At 29.5% G+C, this 18,344-nt stretch carries 9 protein-coding genes; all 9 read left to right on the forward strand.

Annotated features, from left to right (window positions below; translation table 11 throughout):
- Positions 1 to 206 precede the first annotated feature (206 nt).
- The 9 genes from L3B96_RS02670 (at position 207) to L3B96_RS02710 (ending at position 18,339) form a co-directional block, all read left to right on the forward strand.
- Positions 207 to 1,388 carry a glycosyltransferase family 4 protein gene (locus L3B96_RS02670; RefSeq protein ID WP_238858747.1) on the forward strand — a complete coding sequence of 394 codons (1,182 nt, stop codon included), beginning with the start codon at positions 207 to 209 and terminating at the stop codon, positions 1,386 to 1,388.
- Positions 1,389 to 1,422: 34 nt separating this feature from the next.
- A complete protein-coding gene (locus L3B96_RS02675) occupies positions 1,423 to 2,853 on the forward strand; it encodes a lipopolysaccharide biosynthesis protein (protein ID WP_238858748.1) in 1,431 nt (476 codons plus the stop codon).
- 40 nt (positions 2,854 to 2,893) lie between these two features.
- Complete coding sequence (locus L3B96_RS02680) at positions 2,894 to 4,861, forward strand: ABC transporter ATP-binding protein/permease (protein WP_238858749.1); 1,968 nt, start codon at positions 2,894 to 2,896, stop codon at positions 4,859 to 4,861.
- Positions 4,862 to 5,890: 1,029 nt separating this feature from the next.
- A complete protein-coding gene (locus L3B96_RS02685) occupies positions 5,891 to 7,636 on the forward strand; it encodes an N-acetylmuramoyl-L-alanine amidase family protein (protein ID WP_238858750.1) in 1,746 nt (581 codons plus the stop codon).
- Between the two features lie 432 nt (positions 7,637 to 8,068).
- Positions 8,069 to 9,490: a cadherin-like beta sandwich domain-containing protein gene (locus L3B96_RS02690; RefSeq protein ID WP_238858751.1), complete on the forward strand. Its 1,422-nt coding sequence runs from the start codon at positions 8,069 to 8,071 to the stop codon at positions 9,488 to 9,490.
- A 323-nt stretch (positions 9,491 to 9,813) separates the two neighbouring features.
- Positions 9,814 to 12,048, forward strand: coding sequence for a cadherin-like beta sandwich domain-containing protein (locus tag L3B96_RS02695; protein WP_238858752.1), 2,235 nt, complete (start codon positions 9,814 to 9,816; stop codon positions 12,046 to 12,048).
- A gap of 269 nt (positions 12,049 to 12,317) precedes the next feature.
- Positions 12,318 to 13,625 (forward strand): methyl-accepting chemotaxis protein, encoded by a 1,308-nt coding sequence (locus L3B96_RS02700; protein WP_238858753.1) that lies wholly within the window; start codon positions 12,318 to 12,320, stop codon positions 13,623 to 13,625.
- Positions 13,626 to 13,801: 176 nt separating this feature from the next.
- Positions 13,802 to 15,856, forward strand: coding sequence for an HD domain-containing phosphohydrolase (locus tag L3B96_RS02705; RefSeq protein WP_238858754.1), 2,055 nt, complete (start codon positions 13,802 to 13,804; stop codon positions 15,854 to 15,856).
- A 377-nt stretch (positions 15,857 to 16,233) separates the two neighbouring features.
- A complete protein-coding gene (locus tag L3B96_RS02710) occupies positions 16,234 to 18,339 on the forward strand; it encodes a cell wall-binding protein (protein WP_238858755.1) in 2,106 nt (701 codons plus the stop codon).
- Positions 18,340 to 18,344 lie beyond the last annotated feature (5 nt).

Below are 18,344 nucleotides of genomic sequence, written 5' to 3' on the forward strand. Positions count from 1 at the left end.
ACTTTGGTAAGAAAATATTATTATGTACTCAGGCGCAATTAAAAAAATAATAAATCAGTATGTTTGCTTATTTTGCATCATACTTCGTCAGCAAATTTAGCTAATAGACCTTGTTATGAGCTGAATTTACTTCCTTGTCTGACACGAAATATTCAGCGCATCTTTGGTTCATTATTTTCTTTCATGTGCCTTTATAAGGAGAAACTATGAAAATATGTTTTATAACTACCACAATTTTTAATTTGGGAGGAGTTCAAAGAGTAGTATCCGTTTTAGCCAGTGAATTAAGTAAAAATAATAAAGTAGATGTGATTTGTACAGATAGAACTTTTAAAGTTAATAGAGAGATGTATAATTTGAATTCTAATGTAAGTATAAAGTTTAATTCAGAGCTGTTACATAAGAAGTTTACTAACAAAGTTATATGTAAGATTTCTAGAGAGGTGAATTCTATAACTGGAATTTTAAATAATTCTGTTATGAGTGATTTATTACTTTACGGATATTGCCCTAATGAAGTTCAAGATAGGTTTATAAATTATCTAAATACAAGAAATTATGATGTTATCATAGGTATAGAAGGTTATTATAGTATAGTTCTTGGAAAAATAAGTGATAAGTTAAATGGTAAGACTATAGGATGGATGCATAATTCTTATGATGCGTATTTAAATAATAAGGGCAAATATTATTGGAAGCAAGACGAGTTGTTTAAAAGATATATACCAAAATTAAATTATAATGTAGTTTTAACTTATGATGACAAGATTAGATATAAAGAAAAGCTAGGAATAGATTGCAAAGTAATTTATAACCCTCTAAGTTTTGAATGCAATAAAAAATCTTCGTGCGATAAGAAAAGTATAATTTTTGTTGGAAGATTGCTAGAGCAGCAAAAGGGATTAGATCTTCTTATTGAAAGTTTTAATATAATTCACAAAAAGAAAAGTGATTGGATTTTAAAAATAGTTGGAGAAGGTCCGGATAGAGAAAGTCTAATAAATCATATTGAAAAGTATAATCTAAAAAATAATGTAATATTGCTTGGTCAATGTGATAATGTTAAAGATCATTATTTGGAATCTTCAATTTTTGTTTCAACTTCAAGGTGGGAAGGCTTTGGATTAGCTATCACAGAAGCAATGGAATGCGGATTGCCAGTAGTGGCTTTTGATAATTCTGGTCCTAAAGAAATAATAAGCAAGCCGAACATAAATGGAGTTTTAGTTGGGGATTATAATATTAACAAATTCGCTGATGAGATTATATCCTTAATAGAAAATGATGAGAAAAGAGCAAGTATGTCATTAGAATCTATAAAAAGAGCTCAAGATTTTAAGATAGATAATATTATTAAACAGTGGATTAAAATTATAGAAAAACAATAGATGCATGATGTAAGTATTTATAACCGGAGGAATAATGAGAGAGTATTCAAATTTAAAAAGTGGAATAATGATTACGTTCATATCTAAATATAGTAATATATTTGTACAGTTAATTATAAATTCAGTGTTAGCTAGGTTATTGATGCCAGCAGATTTTGGCATAATTGCAGTAATAACTGTATTTATATCATTTTTTAATATGCTTGGTGATATGGGGATAGGACCTGCTATAATACAAAATAAATCTTTAGATGAAGATGAGATTTCAGATATATTTAAGTTTTCAGTAATTGGGGCTATAGTCATAGCAATTGGATTTTACTTTTTTTCTTATTTCATAGCTTATTTTTATAATGATAAGATATATATAAGGCTAGGAGGATTATTATCTTTTTCTGTGTTATTCTCCATATGTAATATAGTACCAAATGCTGTGCTATATAAAGCTCAAAAGTTTAAACAAGTAGGAATAATAAATATAATTGTAAATGTAGTAGTTGGTATTTTTACAATATCTCTTGCCTTTAAAGGATTCTCTTATTATTCATTGGTTTTCGATTCAATATTAAAAAGTTTATTTATTTTTATATTATGTTTTAGAATATGTAAATTGAAAATAAATAAAGGTTATTCATATAGTTCAATAAAAAAGATACAAAATTATTCAAGCTTTCAATTCTTATTTAATTTTATAAATTATTTCACCAGGAATTTAGATAACATATTAATTGGTAAGTTCTTAGGTGCATCAACTTTAGGGTATTATGATAAATCCTATAAACTTATGCTTTATCCAGTACAAAATTTAACAAATGTAATAACGCCTGTATTGCATCCAGTATTATCTGAATATCAGAATCAAAAGGATATAATTTATGAAACATATATAAAAGTTATAAAAGTTCTTGCTTATTTAGGAATTTTTATAAGCGTATATTGCTTCTTTTCTGCAAATGAAATAATACGCATAATGTATGGTCCTAATTGGGATGCATCAATACCAATATTTAGAATATTATCAGTGACAATTGTGATACAAATGGTATTATCAAGTATTGGATCAATATTTCAAGCTACTGGGTATGTTAATAAATTATTTTCTACAGGAGTAGTATCAGCAGTATTCACTGTAAGTGCAATAGTTACAGGAATAATGAATAGAAGTTTAATTATATTATCGTTAGGATTAGTTATAGCATTTATATTAAACTTTATCCAATGTTTTTATGTACTTATAACTCAGGTATTTGAAAAAAGCTTTATTTCATTTTTATTACAATTAAAGAACATTCTTATTATCGGCGTATTAATGGTTGGAGGATATATATTAATAAGCAAAGTTGTAATAAACAATATGTTAGTAAGTGCAATATTTAAATTTATTATTGGAATTATAACTTACGCTATAGGATTATACATAACAAAAGAATATAGACTATTGAAAAAGATAATTTTGAGAAAATAGAATTGAAATGTTGATAAAATCAACAAGGAGTATACGAAAAATGGCTTTATTAGAGTTGAGAAATATTAATAAATATTATAGATTAAAAGATAATGATAAATTTCATGTATTGAATGATATTAATCTATCTTTTAATGCTGGAGAATTAGTTTCTATTATAGGAGAGTCAGGTAGTGGTAAGTCTACACTAATGAATTTAATTGGTGGATTAGATTCTGATTTTTCAGGAGAATTACTTGTAAATGAAAAAGATATTAAAAAGTTAAGAAGAAAAGAGCTTGATAAATATAGAAAAAATGAAGTTGGATTTATTTTTCAAAGTTTTAATTTAATTGGTCATCTATCTGTTTTAGATAATGTTACGATTGCAATGACACTATCTAATGTTAGAAAAAAAGAACGATTGAAACGTGCAAAAGAAATATTAAGAGATTTAGGTTTAGAGAATCATATAAATAAGAAACCAAGTCAATTATCAGGTGGTCAAAAACAAAGAGTTGCAATAGCTAGAGCTTTAATAAATAATCCTAAAATAATTATTGCTGATGAGCCTACGGGTAGTCTAGATTCAAAAACTACAATTCAAGTTTTAGAAATAATGAAGGATATTGCTAAAAAGGGAAAGCTAGTAATTATGGTTACTCATTCTGAAAGAGTAGCATCCGCTTCAAGTAGAATAATTAAAATATCAGATGGAGAAATAATTGATGATAACAAGGTCATAGAATTAGATAATGAAGTTAATATAGAAAAACAAGATAATATTAGAAAGCAAAATCAAAATCTTAGTTTAATATCATCTGCAAAATTAGCGCTTGTTAATATGAAAGAAAAACTTCCACGTAATATACTTGTTTCTGTGGGAGGTAGTATAGGAATAATGAGTATAATTTTAATGTTGTCATTAGGCAATGGAGTGAAATCTTATTTTAATAAGACTATGAACAATTATGTAAACCCATTAGTAATAGAAGTTAACATGCCTAGTGAAGAAAATGAGGATATAAATTTAGATGTTACAACAGTCCAGAAACCGGACGTTAATTCTACTAAACCATTTGAAGAAAGCGATATTGATACATTATCAAAAATAGAAAATGTATCTTCTGTGGAAAGGGGTTATAGTATAATTTCTCTTGGGGCGAATTCGTTAGTATACAATAATAAAACTAATAATTTAATGAATGTTTCAACAATATCTTCAAATATAACCGCATCTAATGTTGAAGCTGGAACATTACCTAAAGCTGGGGAAGTATTAATTAATAAAGCATTAAGCGATAATTTGGGTAAAGATATTATCGGCCAAAAAGTGAATTTACGCATACTTGCAAATCAAAAGATTTTAAATAGAGACTTTATTGTAAGTGGCGTTTATACTACAACAAGTGGAGATTTAACTGCAAATATGAAATCTGCTTTTTTAAATTATGCTGATTTAGAAAAGTTATATTCAGATAACGGCTATAAATTGAAGCCTAATGTGGTTTATGTTAACACAACAAATAGCAAATATACCCCTCAAATTAAACAAAAGGTTAATGAACTTGGTTATTCACAGTCATCTCAGGAACAAATGGCATCTATGTTTAATCAAATGATAGATATATTAACATATGTACTATCAGGAATTGCAGCAATATCTTTAATTGTATCAGCGATTATGATAATAGTTGTTATGTACATAAGTGTTGTAGAAAGAACTAAAGAAATAGGAATAATAAAAGCAATTGGAGCTAGAGCAAAAGACATACGTAGAATTTTTGTTTCAGAAGCTTTTTTAATAGGATTTTTTAGTGGCGCAATAGGTTTAATAGGAGCATATTTAATTATGAGAGGAATAAATCTTATGTCAAATAAACTATTTGGAGTAAGTGTAGTTTTAATAAAAAGAGAATATGCAATACTTGGAGTTATCGTAAGTATTGTAATAAGCACATTAGCAGGTTTGTTACCAGCAAATAAAGCTGCAAGGTTGGACCCAGTAGAATCATTAAGGAGAGAGTAAAGAAAATAAAAGTAAAATAGCCTCGAAGCTATTAGTAGTATTTATTAATAAGAAGGTAGCTGGAGCATTTACTTTTTGAATAGGTGATAATGAAATAAAGTGAAAAGCTTAGTTACATATATAGATATTGAATTCAAAGAGTTAACTTATTAGATAAGCGTATTTACAAATTTGCTAAAACTTTAAGTTCATATCTTTAATAAAAATTATAAATATAGGTTATGCGCTTAGCATGGGGTAGGCGCATAACCTATATTTTTTGTTGGCATGCCTAAAAGATAGTCTTTTCTGCTTTAAACAAGGTTTCTTAATCAATTGAGTATTGTATTTAGAAATTAGAATTATGATTTTATTGATGAAAGTATTTTTCTTAGATACTTTAAAGGATGTTTTATATAGGGCCTTAATAAATTAGGATTCATGGACGGCTACAAGTGTAAGAAATTATAAAGTAGAAAACTATATGTCGAATTTTGCATTTTATTATAGGAAGGTGGAATTAATGAATTTATATTACACTAATGCCATGAGTTTTCAACTTATAATTTAAAATCATTCAGGAATTGTTAAGGAAATTCAATTATAATAAAGATACGGGTAAAATTCTTAGCATCCTAAAGGAAAGCTTTAAAGTCAAGCTTTTGTAGCCTGTTTTCATATATAATGCCTATGTTAATATATTAATTACAACCAGGTAATGTATATATGAAGATAATTAATTGGAGATTGATATAATTGCGCTCAAATATTGGTATTTTATTAAGCAAATCTTATAGAAACTTGGCCCTTAATTTTACAGTTAAGTATGTAGGTTTACAATAAAAGAATAAAATTCAGTAAGTACTAATATTTTATTAAAAAAATATCGACAAAAACCTCCAAATAAATACAAAAAGACGTAGACAAGCATAAATAAAGTTGCTATAATAATATTCGTAAACCAAAATAATATTTTTTAACCAAGATATTATTTTTAAACTAATAAGTAATTAATAAACCAAAAAATGAAACTCTAGGAGGAATATACAAATGATAAAAAGAATGACTAAAGCAACATCGTTACTAGTAGCTGCAGCTGCTATTATTTCAATAGTACCTGCACATGCAGCTGACTACACAAAAATCGATTCACAAGAAGGTACTATCTATAATGCAGTGGCATATAAAGATGGTAAGTTTTATGTTGACGGAGAAGTTAATGATAAAGACGAAGCAGCTTATTATTTAGCAGATGGTAAATACAATAATTTATCAGATATTGATAGTGGAGCAGATACTGATATTTATGGATCTAAATATTTAGATGTACAAGATGGTGACTATTTTGTCGACTTAGACAATGGTTCAGTAACTGATGAATCTATAAAAGAAAATGCAGAAGATGATGCTGCATCAGCTTTAAGAAAAAATCTTAAAAAGGATAATGATAAAAGATATGTTTCAACCGAAGCTGAAACAATTCAAGACTTAGCTGGAGCAGAAATTGCAGGAAATAAGTTCTCAGCTCCTTGGTATAAATTCCAATACACAAAAGATAATGCAACAAATGGTACAAACACTAAATTAAATGTATATACTGATGCTCAAGGAAACTATATTGATGCTGATTATAACTTAGGATCAATTAAAGTAACTACAACTGCTGCATCTGGAACTACTAATAAAACAGCAACTATAAGTAATACAGATGATACATATGATGCTGCTGGTGAAACTGTAAAAGATCAATTATCAGCAAGCGTTGATAGTGATAATGCTAAAGTAATTGGGCAAGATGCTAATAACATCTATAGAATAGCAAAAGTTACTGTAACAGTTAAGAACGGATCTACAATAGCTAAAATAAATGGAATAGATGTTTCTGTTGATACAAAGACTTTTGATACAACAGTATCTGGAAGTGTAAGCTTCAGCGTTATTCAAAAAATATCAAAAGCACAAGCTTCTGGCAATGTTGATGGAGCTAAATATGCTAAGTCAGTAACAACTTATATAGTTTCTGATGAAGATGGAAAGAATGAAGCTTTCACTTATGACAACTATACTGTTGCTAATGGAAAATTAGTTGGTTATACTGCTAATGGTACAAATGTAAAAACTGCTACAGGAACATTAAGTTCAAAGAATGGTTACTATTATGTTGATTTAGGTGATGAAGCAAGTGAAGATGTACAAGTAAATGGTAGTAAGAGTGCTGTTGATACAGATGCCGATGGAAATCTTTGGAGATTAGATGCTGGATATATCTACGAGTGGAATAATGACGAAGATTGGACAAAAGTGTACAAAGTAGACGGTTCTTTTGATCAAATGTCAGTATATAACAAAGATAATATCGTAGCTTGGAGTAAAGAAGATGATGTTTACTCAGTAATCGGTGGAAAAGGTACAACAGATCCTACTCCAGTTGTAAATAAAGGATGGGTTAAGACTGATGCAGGTTGGACATTCTACAATACTGATGGAACTCAAGTAAAAGGACAATGGGTTAACGATGGTGGAGTTTGGTATTACATCAAAGCTGATGGAACTATGGCAACTGGTTGGATTCAAGATGGATCAACTTGGTACTATTTACAATCATCAGGAGCAATGAAAACTGGTTGGTTAAATGATAACGGAACTTGGTACTACCTACAATCATCAGGAGCAATGTCTACTGGTTGGTTAAATGATAATGGAACTTGGTATTTCTTAAATTCATCAGGAGCAATGTTAGCTAACACAACTGTTGATGGATACAAATTAGGAGCATCAGGAGCTTGGATTAAGTAATAAATTAAAATAAATAGAAGTTTAGATAATAAATTTTAACTTCTACAACATAATACTAAAGATAAAAGATTACTTTTGAATAATTTCCTTATTCAAAAGTGAGTATAGGTAATCAAGGCTGCTCATAATGGTTTATTTAAATCGTTATGAGCAGTTTTTTTGTGGTATTATTAAATAGTATTTTTACTAAAGTGTTAAAATAAAATTAATATAAAATTAAGATTTAAGATTATTCATCCGCGTTTACAGTAAAGTATTATAATGGTAACATTATTATTAGAAGAAATATAAAAATAGAATTAATCATATTGGATTCGCAGTTTATTAATATACATATAGAAGTGAGTATCTGTAGAATTTATACTCTATTTATATATTAAATATAGAGATTTAGTTTAGAAATATTAAGTGGTGACAAAAGGGGGGCAGAATATGAGTAAAATGGTCAGAAGGATAATTTCAACATTTTTTATTATTTATAGCGTTTCATTTTTACAGACAAGCTCTTTGAATTTGCTTATGACAAAGGTTTATGCAGAACAAGATAATCCTTCTTTAAAAGATATTTATTTAAGTGATGGAGGAAATCTCGATTTTTCAGAAGATAAATACTCATATGTCACAGATGTTGGTAATGATATTGATCAAGTGTTAATTAAGGCTAAACCGTATGATTTACTAGATACGGTTAAGGTTGATGGAGAAATAGTAACTAGAGATGATAGTTATAGAAAAGTAGTACCTTTAGTAAAAGGTAAAAATAAGATAGAAATAGAAGTCTTAGATAATAGGAGCGATGCAACATCTACCTATAATGTGTATATTTATAAGGGAGGAAAAGATGCTGTTTATCTAAAGGATATTAATATAAATGATAGTAATATTGGATTTGATAAAAACACCAATTTCTATAATATAGAGCTAGATGAAGGAACAAATATGATGGAGCTTGAGGCAACTCCAGAGGATGGAAACTATTCAATGACAGCCAATGGAAAGCAATTAAGTAATGATTCTATAAAGGTTAAGTTTAATGGTATAGGAAAATATACTATTAATCTAGGGGTTAAAGATGATGATACTCAAAGAATTGGAAATTATACTTTAAATATGTACTTAGGTATTCCGGTAACACCGAATGTTCAGGATACAATTAATTCAATAATAAAACCTAATCAATGGGTAATAGTTAATGGAAGATGGAGGTATAATGATACCGCAGGTAAGTGTTTGAAAAATACTTGGTATTATGACAATAAATATAAAAGCTATTTTTATTTCAACGCTAGAGGAAATATGCAGACAGGTTGGATGGAAGACGACGATAAGTGGTACTATCTAGAGGCAAATGGAGAAATGCAAACTGGATGGTTATATTATAAAAATGAATGGTACTTTTTAGATAATAATGGTGTAATGAAAACTGGTTGGATTAAAGATAATGATAAGTGGTATTTCTTGAAAGACGATGGCACGATGGCAACAGGATGGATAACCAGTAATGGAACTTGGTATTTCATGGAGCGTAATGGTAGTATGAGAACAGGGTGGATATATTATGGAAAACAGTGGTATTATCTAGATCAATCGGGCGACATGAATACTGGATGGGTAAATGAAAATAATCAATGGTATTTTCTAAATGCTGATGGCAGCATGAAAGCTGGAGAATGGGTGTATTGGAAAAATAACTGGTATTATTTGAATTACGCGGGTAATATGAGGTGTGGATGGCTTTATAAAGATGACAAGTACTACTATTTTAATGAGGATGGCGCTATGAGGACTAGTCCTGTAGAAATTGATGGATATATATATAATTTTAATAATGATGGTTCCGTGAATTTTGGGTAATTACCATATCTAAATCTGACTTTTAATTATTTGAAAAAAGCAAGTTTTGTGTAACATTATAGTAGAAAATACAGAATATATTAGAATAAAAGTCAAAAAGGAACCAATATTTCCAAGGAAATTTGTATATTGTAGAGGAAATAAGTATTAATAAAGGCAGCATATCTATGTTTATTTAATTAAAGAAACTTTAGGAAAATTCGATAATAAATATAGTAATAGATTATATACTTTATGAACTTGAATATGCTGTTTCTGGTGTTTAAATACATTAGAAATGGATGATAATAAATTTCGTAAACATAAGATGGGAGGACATACTAATGAGTGCAAAAAAAATCAATCTTAATAAGATTACTTCTTATTTATTAATTTTTACTGTATTTTTTACACTTATGCAGACAGTAAATTTACAGAAAGCTAGTGCAACTGATGAAACTCAAGTAAAAGGTCTGCAATTTCACATAGGAGATGTGAATGGAAAAACTAAAAATATTGATGGAAACGAGAAAGATGGATATTTATGTGAATTCCTTCCAATAGGTGAAAATTTCACTTTGGTAGCTGATTCGGGTTATTCTATTGTAGGTGTTCAAAGTAGTAATTCAAGTTTTATGAATGTTAAAGGAATTCCAAATTCAAGTGGAGGAAAGGATTATGTAGTAAATACAATAACTGATTATAGTGATTTTACACTTACGGTGACTATGAAAGATAGTTCAGGAAAACAATTTATCTATCCAATAAAGATGAAGTTTGAATCAGATTCTTCTCTTTCGTTCGGAACTTTAAGGGTTACATTAGATGGTAAAGCAACTTACGATTTACTTTTCACACAAACAGATGCAAATGGAAACTACAATATTCCTGATGTAAATTCTGATGTTAAAATGGCGAAAGTTCAGTTGTTCGACAATAATAAAACGCCAATGAATTTTTCTGCTAATGGAGGTAGCAGCGCTGCTGAGGCGACTGTAAACTTAACTGGTGGAGACAATGTTATAAGTATAGCTGTGACAAACCAAAATATCTCTAGACAATATAAGTTGATTATAACTAAAAAAGGAGAGGCTAAATTACAATCATTAGTGCCATCAACGGGTACTTTATTACCAGCATTTAATTCAAGCACTTATGACTATACACTTCAAGTGCCAACGGCTCAAACAACAATTGCATTTACACCAACAGCGGTAGATAATTCATCTACTATTAAAGTTAATGGTGTGACTGTAAAAAGTGGAAGTAGAAGTCAAAATATAAAGTTAGACGAAGGAGAAAATGATGTTGAAGTTATTGTTACAACTAAGGATGGGGATACAAATACATATAATATTAAAGTAACGCGTACAGCTTTATTTAGAAGTTCTCAGCTTATTGGGTTGACACTGACATCAGGAACTCTAACTCCTGCTTTTAATAAAGGAATATATGAATATTCAGGAACCGTCGATAATAGTGTTACATCAATAGGGGTTACTCCAACAGCAGAGGATGTTAATGCGACAATTACGGTTAATGGAAAGAAAGTACCTAGTGGTGCAACTTCGCCTTATATAAGTTTGGATGAAGGTGGAAATACCATAAATGTAAAAGTTACAGATTCTAAAGGAAACAGTAATACATATGTATTAAATATTACAAGAAGATATCCAAAAGATAATGTTAATTTAGCTAGTCTTTCTGTAACTGATGGAACAATGTCACCAAAGTTTGATCCAGAAACTTACCTTTATAGTGTTAAAGTAGCTAGAAATATTGAAAAAGTAAGAGTTATGTATACTTCACAAAATGACAAAGCAAAGATTAAGATAAATGGTAAAGAGTATACTAATGGACAATCTGATTACATAAAACTTGATATAGGAGCAAATCTTGTAGTTGTTGAAGTAACTGCTGAAGATGGAAAAACAACGACTACTTATAAGTTAAGCGTAATTAGGGGAGATATAGAAGGGACCAACCAATGGGTTCTTGTTGGAGGAAATTGGACATTCTATAATGCGGCTGGTATGCAAATTAAAAATCAGTGGGTTAAGTATGACAATCAATGGTATTTCCTAGATATAAACGGGTATATGCAAACTGGATGGATACAGGATTCTGGTAATTGGTACTATTTAAATAAAGATGGTATTATGCAAACAGGTTGGTTTTATGACAAAGGATATTGGTATTACCTTGAAGCTAATGGAGCTATGAGGGTTAATACATGGGCTACTTACGATGGAAAATGGTATTACTTTAATAACTTTGGAGAAATGCAAACAGCTTGGGCACAATATAAAGGTAAATGGTACCTTATGGATGATCATGGGGTAATGCAAAAAGGTTGGGTGACCTATGATAGAAATAAGTACTACTTGAATGATGATGGTAGTATGAGGATAGGATGGTTATATAATGGAAAGTCATGGTACTATTTAGATGATAGTGGAATAATGATAACTGGATGGAAGAATATAAATGGAAAGAATTATTACTTCGATGCAGGTGGAGTTATGAAGACTGGAATGCTGTTCCTTGATGGGCAATGGATAAATTTAAATAATGCATAATTAAGAATAGAAGTGATATCTCATAATAGGATATCGCTTTTATTTTTGTACAAAGGATAAGTTAAAACTATGTAACATTATTTATATATATGTCCAAATAATGTTATAACTGTAGAGTTATGTTTATATTAGTTGAATGTAGAAAAAAATAATGATATTATAAAGTTGGGTAGGATAGTAAATCACTGTCTATAAATATGAATCCATTTATTAAAATATTTCATAAATGAATGCAATTAGATTGGAAGGTACATATAGGAGGAGACAAAATGAATAAAGAGAAAAAAAATGTATCATTAAAGGTTAAACTTCAAGTTTCGTATGTAATTATGTCTATTTTGGTATTTATATCAGGAATAGTGAATTTTAAGCAGCTTAGTGATATAAAAAATGGTATTGCTAATGGAGATACCTTGGCAAGAGATATTACGACAACTGTAGTTGTATGTATCATAAGTATAATTGCTGCAATTTTTGCTGGGTTTTATATGCATAAAAATATAATTTCAAGACTAAATACTCTTCAGAAATTTGCTATGAAGTTGGCAAGCTATGATTTTTCAGAAGGTATTGAAATAACTAAAGATGATGAAATTGGGGCGACTGGAAGAGAATTAAACGTAGCTCAGGAGAATGTAAAAAATCTTATTTCAACTATTTTAAATGAAGCTTGTAATATGAGTGGATTAAGTCAGGAACTATCTGCGAATGTAGAAGAAGTATCAGCCAAGCTTGATGAAGTTGATAATTCATCCAAAAATATAAATGTTACAATGACGGAAACAAGTGCAACGGCAGAAGAGATTGCTGCTTCTATTGAAGAAGTTAATTCCAGCATGGAAAGCTTGGCAAATAAAGCAGCCGATGGAAGTACAAATGCTGAGAAGATTAAAAGAAGAGCTGAAAAAGTTAAGGAAGATAGTAAAATTGCTATTGCAAATACAACACAAATAAGAGAACAAAAAGAAAAGGATATAATAAAGGCAATTGAAGATGCAAGAGTTGTTGAGGAAGTTAAAGTTATGGCTGGGGCTATAGCTGATATTGCGGAGCAAACTAATCTTTTGGCACTAAATGCAGCAATAGAAGCGGCTAGAGCAGGAGAATCAGGAAAAGGTTTTGCGGTTGTTGCAGAAGAAATTAGAAAACTTGCAGAGGAATCTTCCCAAACTGTTTTTACAATCCAAGATACAATATCTAAGATACAGGATGCAGTTAAAAATCTTTCAGATAACAGTAATGATATACTTAACTTTATGTCGAGTGAAGTTAATAAGCAGTTACAGGATTATGCTAAGATTGGAGAAAAGTATAGTAATGATGGTGATTTTGTAAGCTCAATGTCAGAGGAACTAGTATCAATGGCTCAAGAGGTTGAAGCTACAGTTGAGCAGATAAATGAAGCACTTCAAAGTACAGCGGCAGATGTTCAAAAATCTTCTGTAAATAGTGAGAAAATACAATCAGAAATAGAGACTAGTTCAGCAGCTATATCACAAGTGGCCAATGCAGCAACTCAGCAAGCTCAGATAGCAATGCATTTAACGGAATTAGTACAAAAATTCAAATTAAAATAATAAGTTGAAATATTTAATGGCCATCAAATTTAGGATGCATTTATGTGCAAACTATTTTGATGGCTATTTATAAATAACATAAAAGATAATAATATTGCATAATTTGAATATGTTTTCAATTTGACTAAATAATTTGGTTTAAATAGTTTCAATTAAATAGGGTTGGGGGAATTGGCATGAGTATTAAATATAAAACACTCTTAATAGGCTTTTTTAGTATTTCATTAGTAATCGGAGCAACTATTTTAATATTTCATTTATCTTATTTTGGTTATATAAATAAAGACCAGGAGCAGCATATAAAAAGAGACTTCGATGTTATAGAGTATATATTGAAAAGCGAAGAAGAGGATATGGAAACAGTGCTTATTGATTGGGGACAATGGGACGATACGTATAATTTTATAAATACTAAAAAACAAGAATATATAAAATCAAATTTACAATCAGACACACTGAATAATTTAAATTTAAAAAGTATGATATTTCTAAGTAGTAATGAGGAAATAATTTATTCAAAAGAAAACGATATAGAAGCAGAATTAAGTAGAAATATTATGAATAAGTTAATGATTTCTAGTAAAAATTTTGATAAAACAGGATCTGGAAAAATCGGCTTAATATCGCTGCAGGGAAAGGTATATATGGTTGGAATATTACCTATAACAGAATCTGATAAGCATGAAGAGAGTAATGGATTTTTGATAATGACTCGTGAAATTGATAAGAAGTTAGTACAGTATGCAGAAAAGGTATCTTCTGTAAGTTTTAATTTGTCAGAAGCATTTCAAGATAAATATAAGAGAGATAAAGATCTATCTTACATTTACTTAGACGATAGTATAATAAGCTACAATAAAAATAACTTTGAAGCTTATAAAACAATCAAGGATATTAATGGAGAAGACTCTATTCAAGTTACAATAGTGGATACAAATCATAGTGATGAACAGATAAATTATTTTTTGAGAAGTTTTATTTTTAAGTTTTTATGTTTAATAGTTATAGTTATTGTTTTTTACACTCTTAGTTTTGACCGGTATATATTTAAGAGGATTACGAAATTAACTAAATTCATAGAAAAGGTTGGAAAAACAAAAGATATGACGCTAACTATTGATATTAATGGCAAGGATGAAATTCATAAGTTGGCTAATGAAGTTAATAGAATGCTTGAAAGGATTAATTCAGCGAATGATGAAATATTATTTCTTAGCTATACAGACAAACTTACTCACCTAAGAAACAGGTCGTATATGGAAAAATTGTTTGAGTCTATAGATAATAGTAAAGATATTAGTTATCATATCATAATGGGCGATCTTAATGGGTTAAAATTAACTAATGATGCTTTGGGGCACTCAGAAGGAGATAAGCTGCTCCATCTTGTAGGGAAAATACTAAAAGATAATTGTGCTAGTGACGATATAATATCTAGGTGGGGTGGGGATGAATTTGTTATTTTAGTTAAAAACAAAAATAAAGATTATATAACAAATTTAATTGATAGAATAAGAGAAAAATGTGAAAGTGAGGCAGAATTCCATTTCAAGATAAGCATTGCTTGGGGAAGCGCCGGATCGTATGAAGAAGGATCTAACACTGAAGCTATAATGGGATTAGCAGAAAAAAGAATGTATAGAAATAAACTTATGGAAAATAAAAGTGCTAGAAGTGCGGCCATAAATTCGCTTTTGAGGACTTTGCATGAAAAACATAGTGAGACAGAGGAGCATACTATAAGAATTAAAAATCTAAGTGTAAAATTAGGTAAGAGTATAGGATTGCCAAAAGAAAAACTAGATGAATTGGAGCTATTGTCTTCCCTGCATGATATAGGTAAAATTGGAATACCTGAACATATACTTATGAAACCTTCTAAACTAACAGATGAAGAATGGAAGATTATGAAAACTCATTGTGATATAGGTTATAGAATTGCATTGTCAACTCCAGAATTGGCTCATATTGCAAGTAAAATATTGGCTCATCATGAAAGATATGATGGTACCGGTTATCCGAATAAACTTAAAGGAGAAGAAATACCACTGCTTTCGAGAATAATAAATATAGTTGATTCCTATGATGTAATGTCTCATAAAAGAGTTTATAAGGATGCTTTTAGTAAAGATTATATCATTGAAGAGTTAAAAAGATGTTCGGGGACTCAATTTGATCCTCATCTTGTAAAAAAATTCATAGCTTTATTGGAAAGAGATGGTGAACTTTAAAAGTGTTTGTATGTGTGTATAAAAAATATATATAGATATTAAGATTATATATTTTAGCCTCAATTTAGCACATGTCTTACTAGAGATTTAATATTATTTTATTAATGTAAAATGCATATAAGGGAATAAATTAATTAAAGAGTTTTAGAATGACCATATCAAAGATATAATTTTTGTATCACGATATGGTTATTTTTATGCGGATATTTATAGCTCAATTCGTAAATATAGTTATATCATTAATTATATAATTAGATATTTGTCCAATGAATTTTACATAATATAATGCACATTAAAAGTAACTATATATTGTTAGAATATTTAAACTCACCAGTATAAATGATATAATATATATAGATATTTTGGAGGCGATTGGCATGATAAGAAGAATTAATAAAATATTAGCACTTATATTAATTGGGACAAGTATTATAGCTACAATACCAAATAGTGTTTTCAGTACTCCAGTTAAAGCGGAGACTAATGATATTTCGAAAATAATTTTAGATACACAAAGTAATAATATAGCTCTTTCTGGAATTGATATAGGATCAATGGTTCCTGATGGAGATACTCTTGTAGGAATGGCTGAAAACACTACTATAAACCCTCAGTTAGAAAATGGAGTAAAATTGATGTTTAGCAGCAAAGGAGCAAAGTCAATCGATAATGAGGAATGTGGCAAGTTATCGTATAATCTGTCTGGTTCGTTAGTTGATGAAATTTCAGCACAAGTTTATGAGGTTTTGAAAGATCCAATAACAAATGCAGTTGTATCGAAGGCAGAATCGGCTACAGGAGGTGCTATACCAGAGGAAACGCTTAAAAACGTAATCGAACCTATAGTAGAGAAAAACTTACAGGCAGCATTACCAAATGCTATTAAGAGTAGATTTCAGAATATCCCTATATATCAGTATACTGGGAAAAATAATTCAGGTGATGTTATAGCTCAGGCTTTTGTGGTAAAGGGGTTAGTAGGATCAATAGTTAATACTGTGGTAGGAAATGGCGCATATTGCATAAATACTTATAGTGCTAATTTGAGGAATGCATCTTACAGTAGCCTAGATATAGTTCCTTCATTAACATTTGACCCAGCAGCAGGTACAACGGCTTATTCAAAAGCAATTAATTTGGATAATGGTTCTAAAGTTATTGGTGATGGGATGAGTATCAATGTTATTGATTCTGTAAATAACAAGATATATGTAATTAATAATCCAATTTATAATATGTTAAAGGCAAAACAGGGGCAATCAGATAAAATAAATAGAGATTTAAATATTATTGATTTTAATGGTGTTACTGACTTGAGCGGGAGCTTAAGTTTTCCTTTGGATATAGATGGAACTAAATTCTCTATTTTAAGCTTATCATTAACTAAAAACGGAGATATCACAGCAAATAAAAGTTATAAATATGCTGTTGTAGTTGGAGATTACGAAAAGAATTTATTAGATAATATGATTGATGGAGTTAATCTAGGTAATGTTGGGGATAAGATAAAGGGAATGATAAAAAGTGGGACATACAATATGATTCCAGATATAAATACTCAAATTGGCGGCGTGATAGATAAAGGTAAAAATGAATTTGATAAAACTATAGATGGAATAAGTGATGGGATAAATGACATAAATGACTCTTTAGATGATCTTACTGATGCTCTTAAAGATAAGAATAATGATGTTGATGATGCTTGGGATAAAGTGTTTGACAGGTACGATAATGATAAAGGCTGGGGAAAACATGATGGATATATATACTATTATGATAAAGACGGAGTCAGTTTAAAAGGGGTACAAAAGATAAATGGAAAAATATATTATTTTAATAGAATTGATGGAGCTATGGAAACAGGTTGGCAGATTGTAGATGGTAAGAAGTGTTACTTCGATAAGAAGAAAGGCTATGAACTATTTAACCAATGGGTACAAGATGGTGATGATTGGTATTATGTTGGTGAAGATGGAGCCGTTAAAAAGATGGAGTGGGTCAATTACAATGGTAAATATTATTACTTAAAGGCTGATGGGAAGATGGTAAAGGACTGGTTTAAAGTTGATGAGTACTGGTATTATTTTAATAATGATGGATCAATGTCAGCTTCAATTTGGAAATCTTCTAATGGAAAATGGTATTATTTAAAAGATAATGGACAGGCAGCTAGTGATTGGCTTAACTTGGGTAGTAACTGGTACTATTTTAAGAATACATCAGGAGAAATGCAGACAGGTTGGTTTAGAGCTAATGGAAATTGGTATTATTCAAATGATGATGGCTCAATGAAAACAGGATGGATTTATTCTAAGAATAATTGGTATTATTTAGATGAAGGTACGGGTGTAATGAAAAAAAATGAATGGGTAGTTATTGATGGTAAAAACTATTATTTTAATATTAATGGAGAAATGGTAACGGGATCAAGATATATAGATGGAACAAAATATGTGTTTGGTTCAGATGGAACCTTATATTAATTGAA

Origin of the sequence: Clostridium sp. YIM B02569, assembly GCF_022320765.1 — a bacterium.
GTDB classification, from domain to species: Bacteria; Bacillota; Clostridia; order Clostridiales; family Clostridiaceae; genus Clostridium; species Clostridium beijerinckii.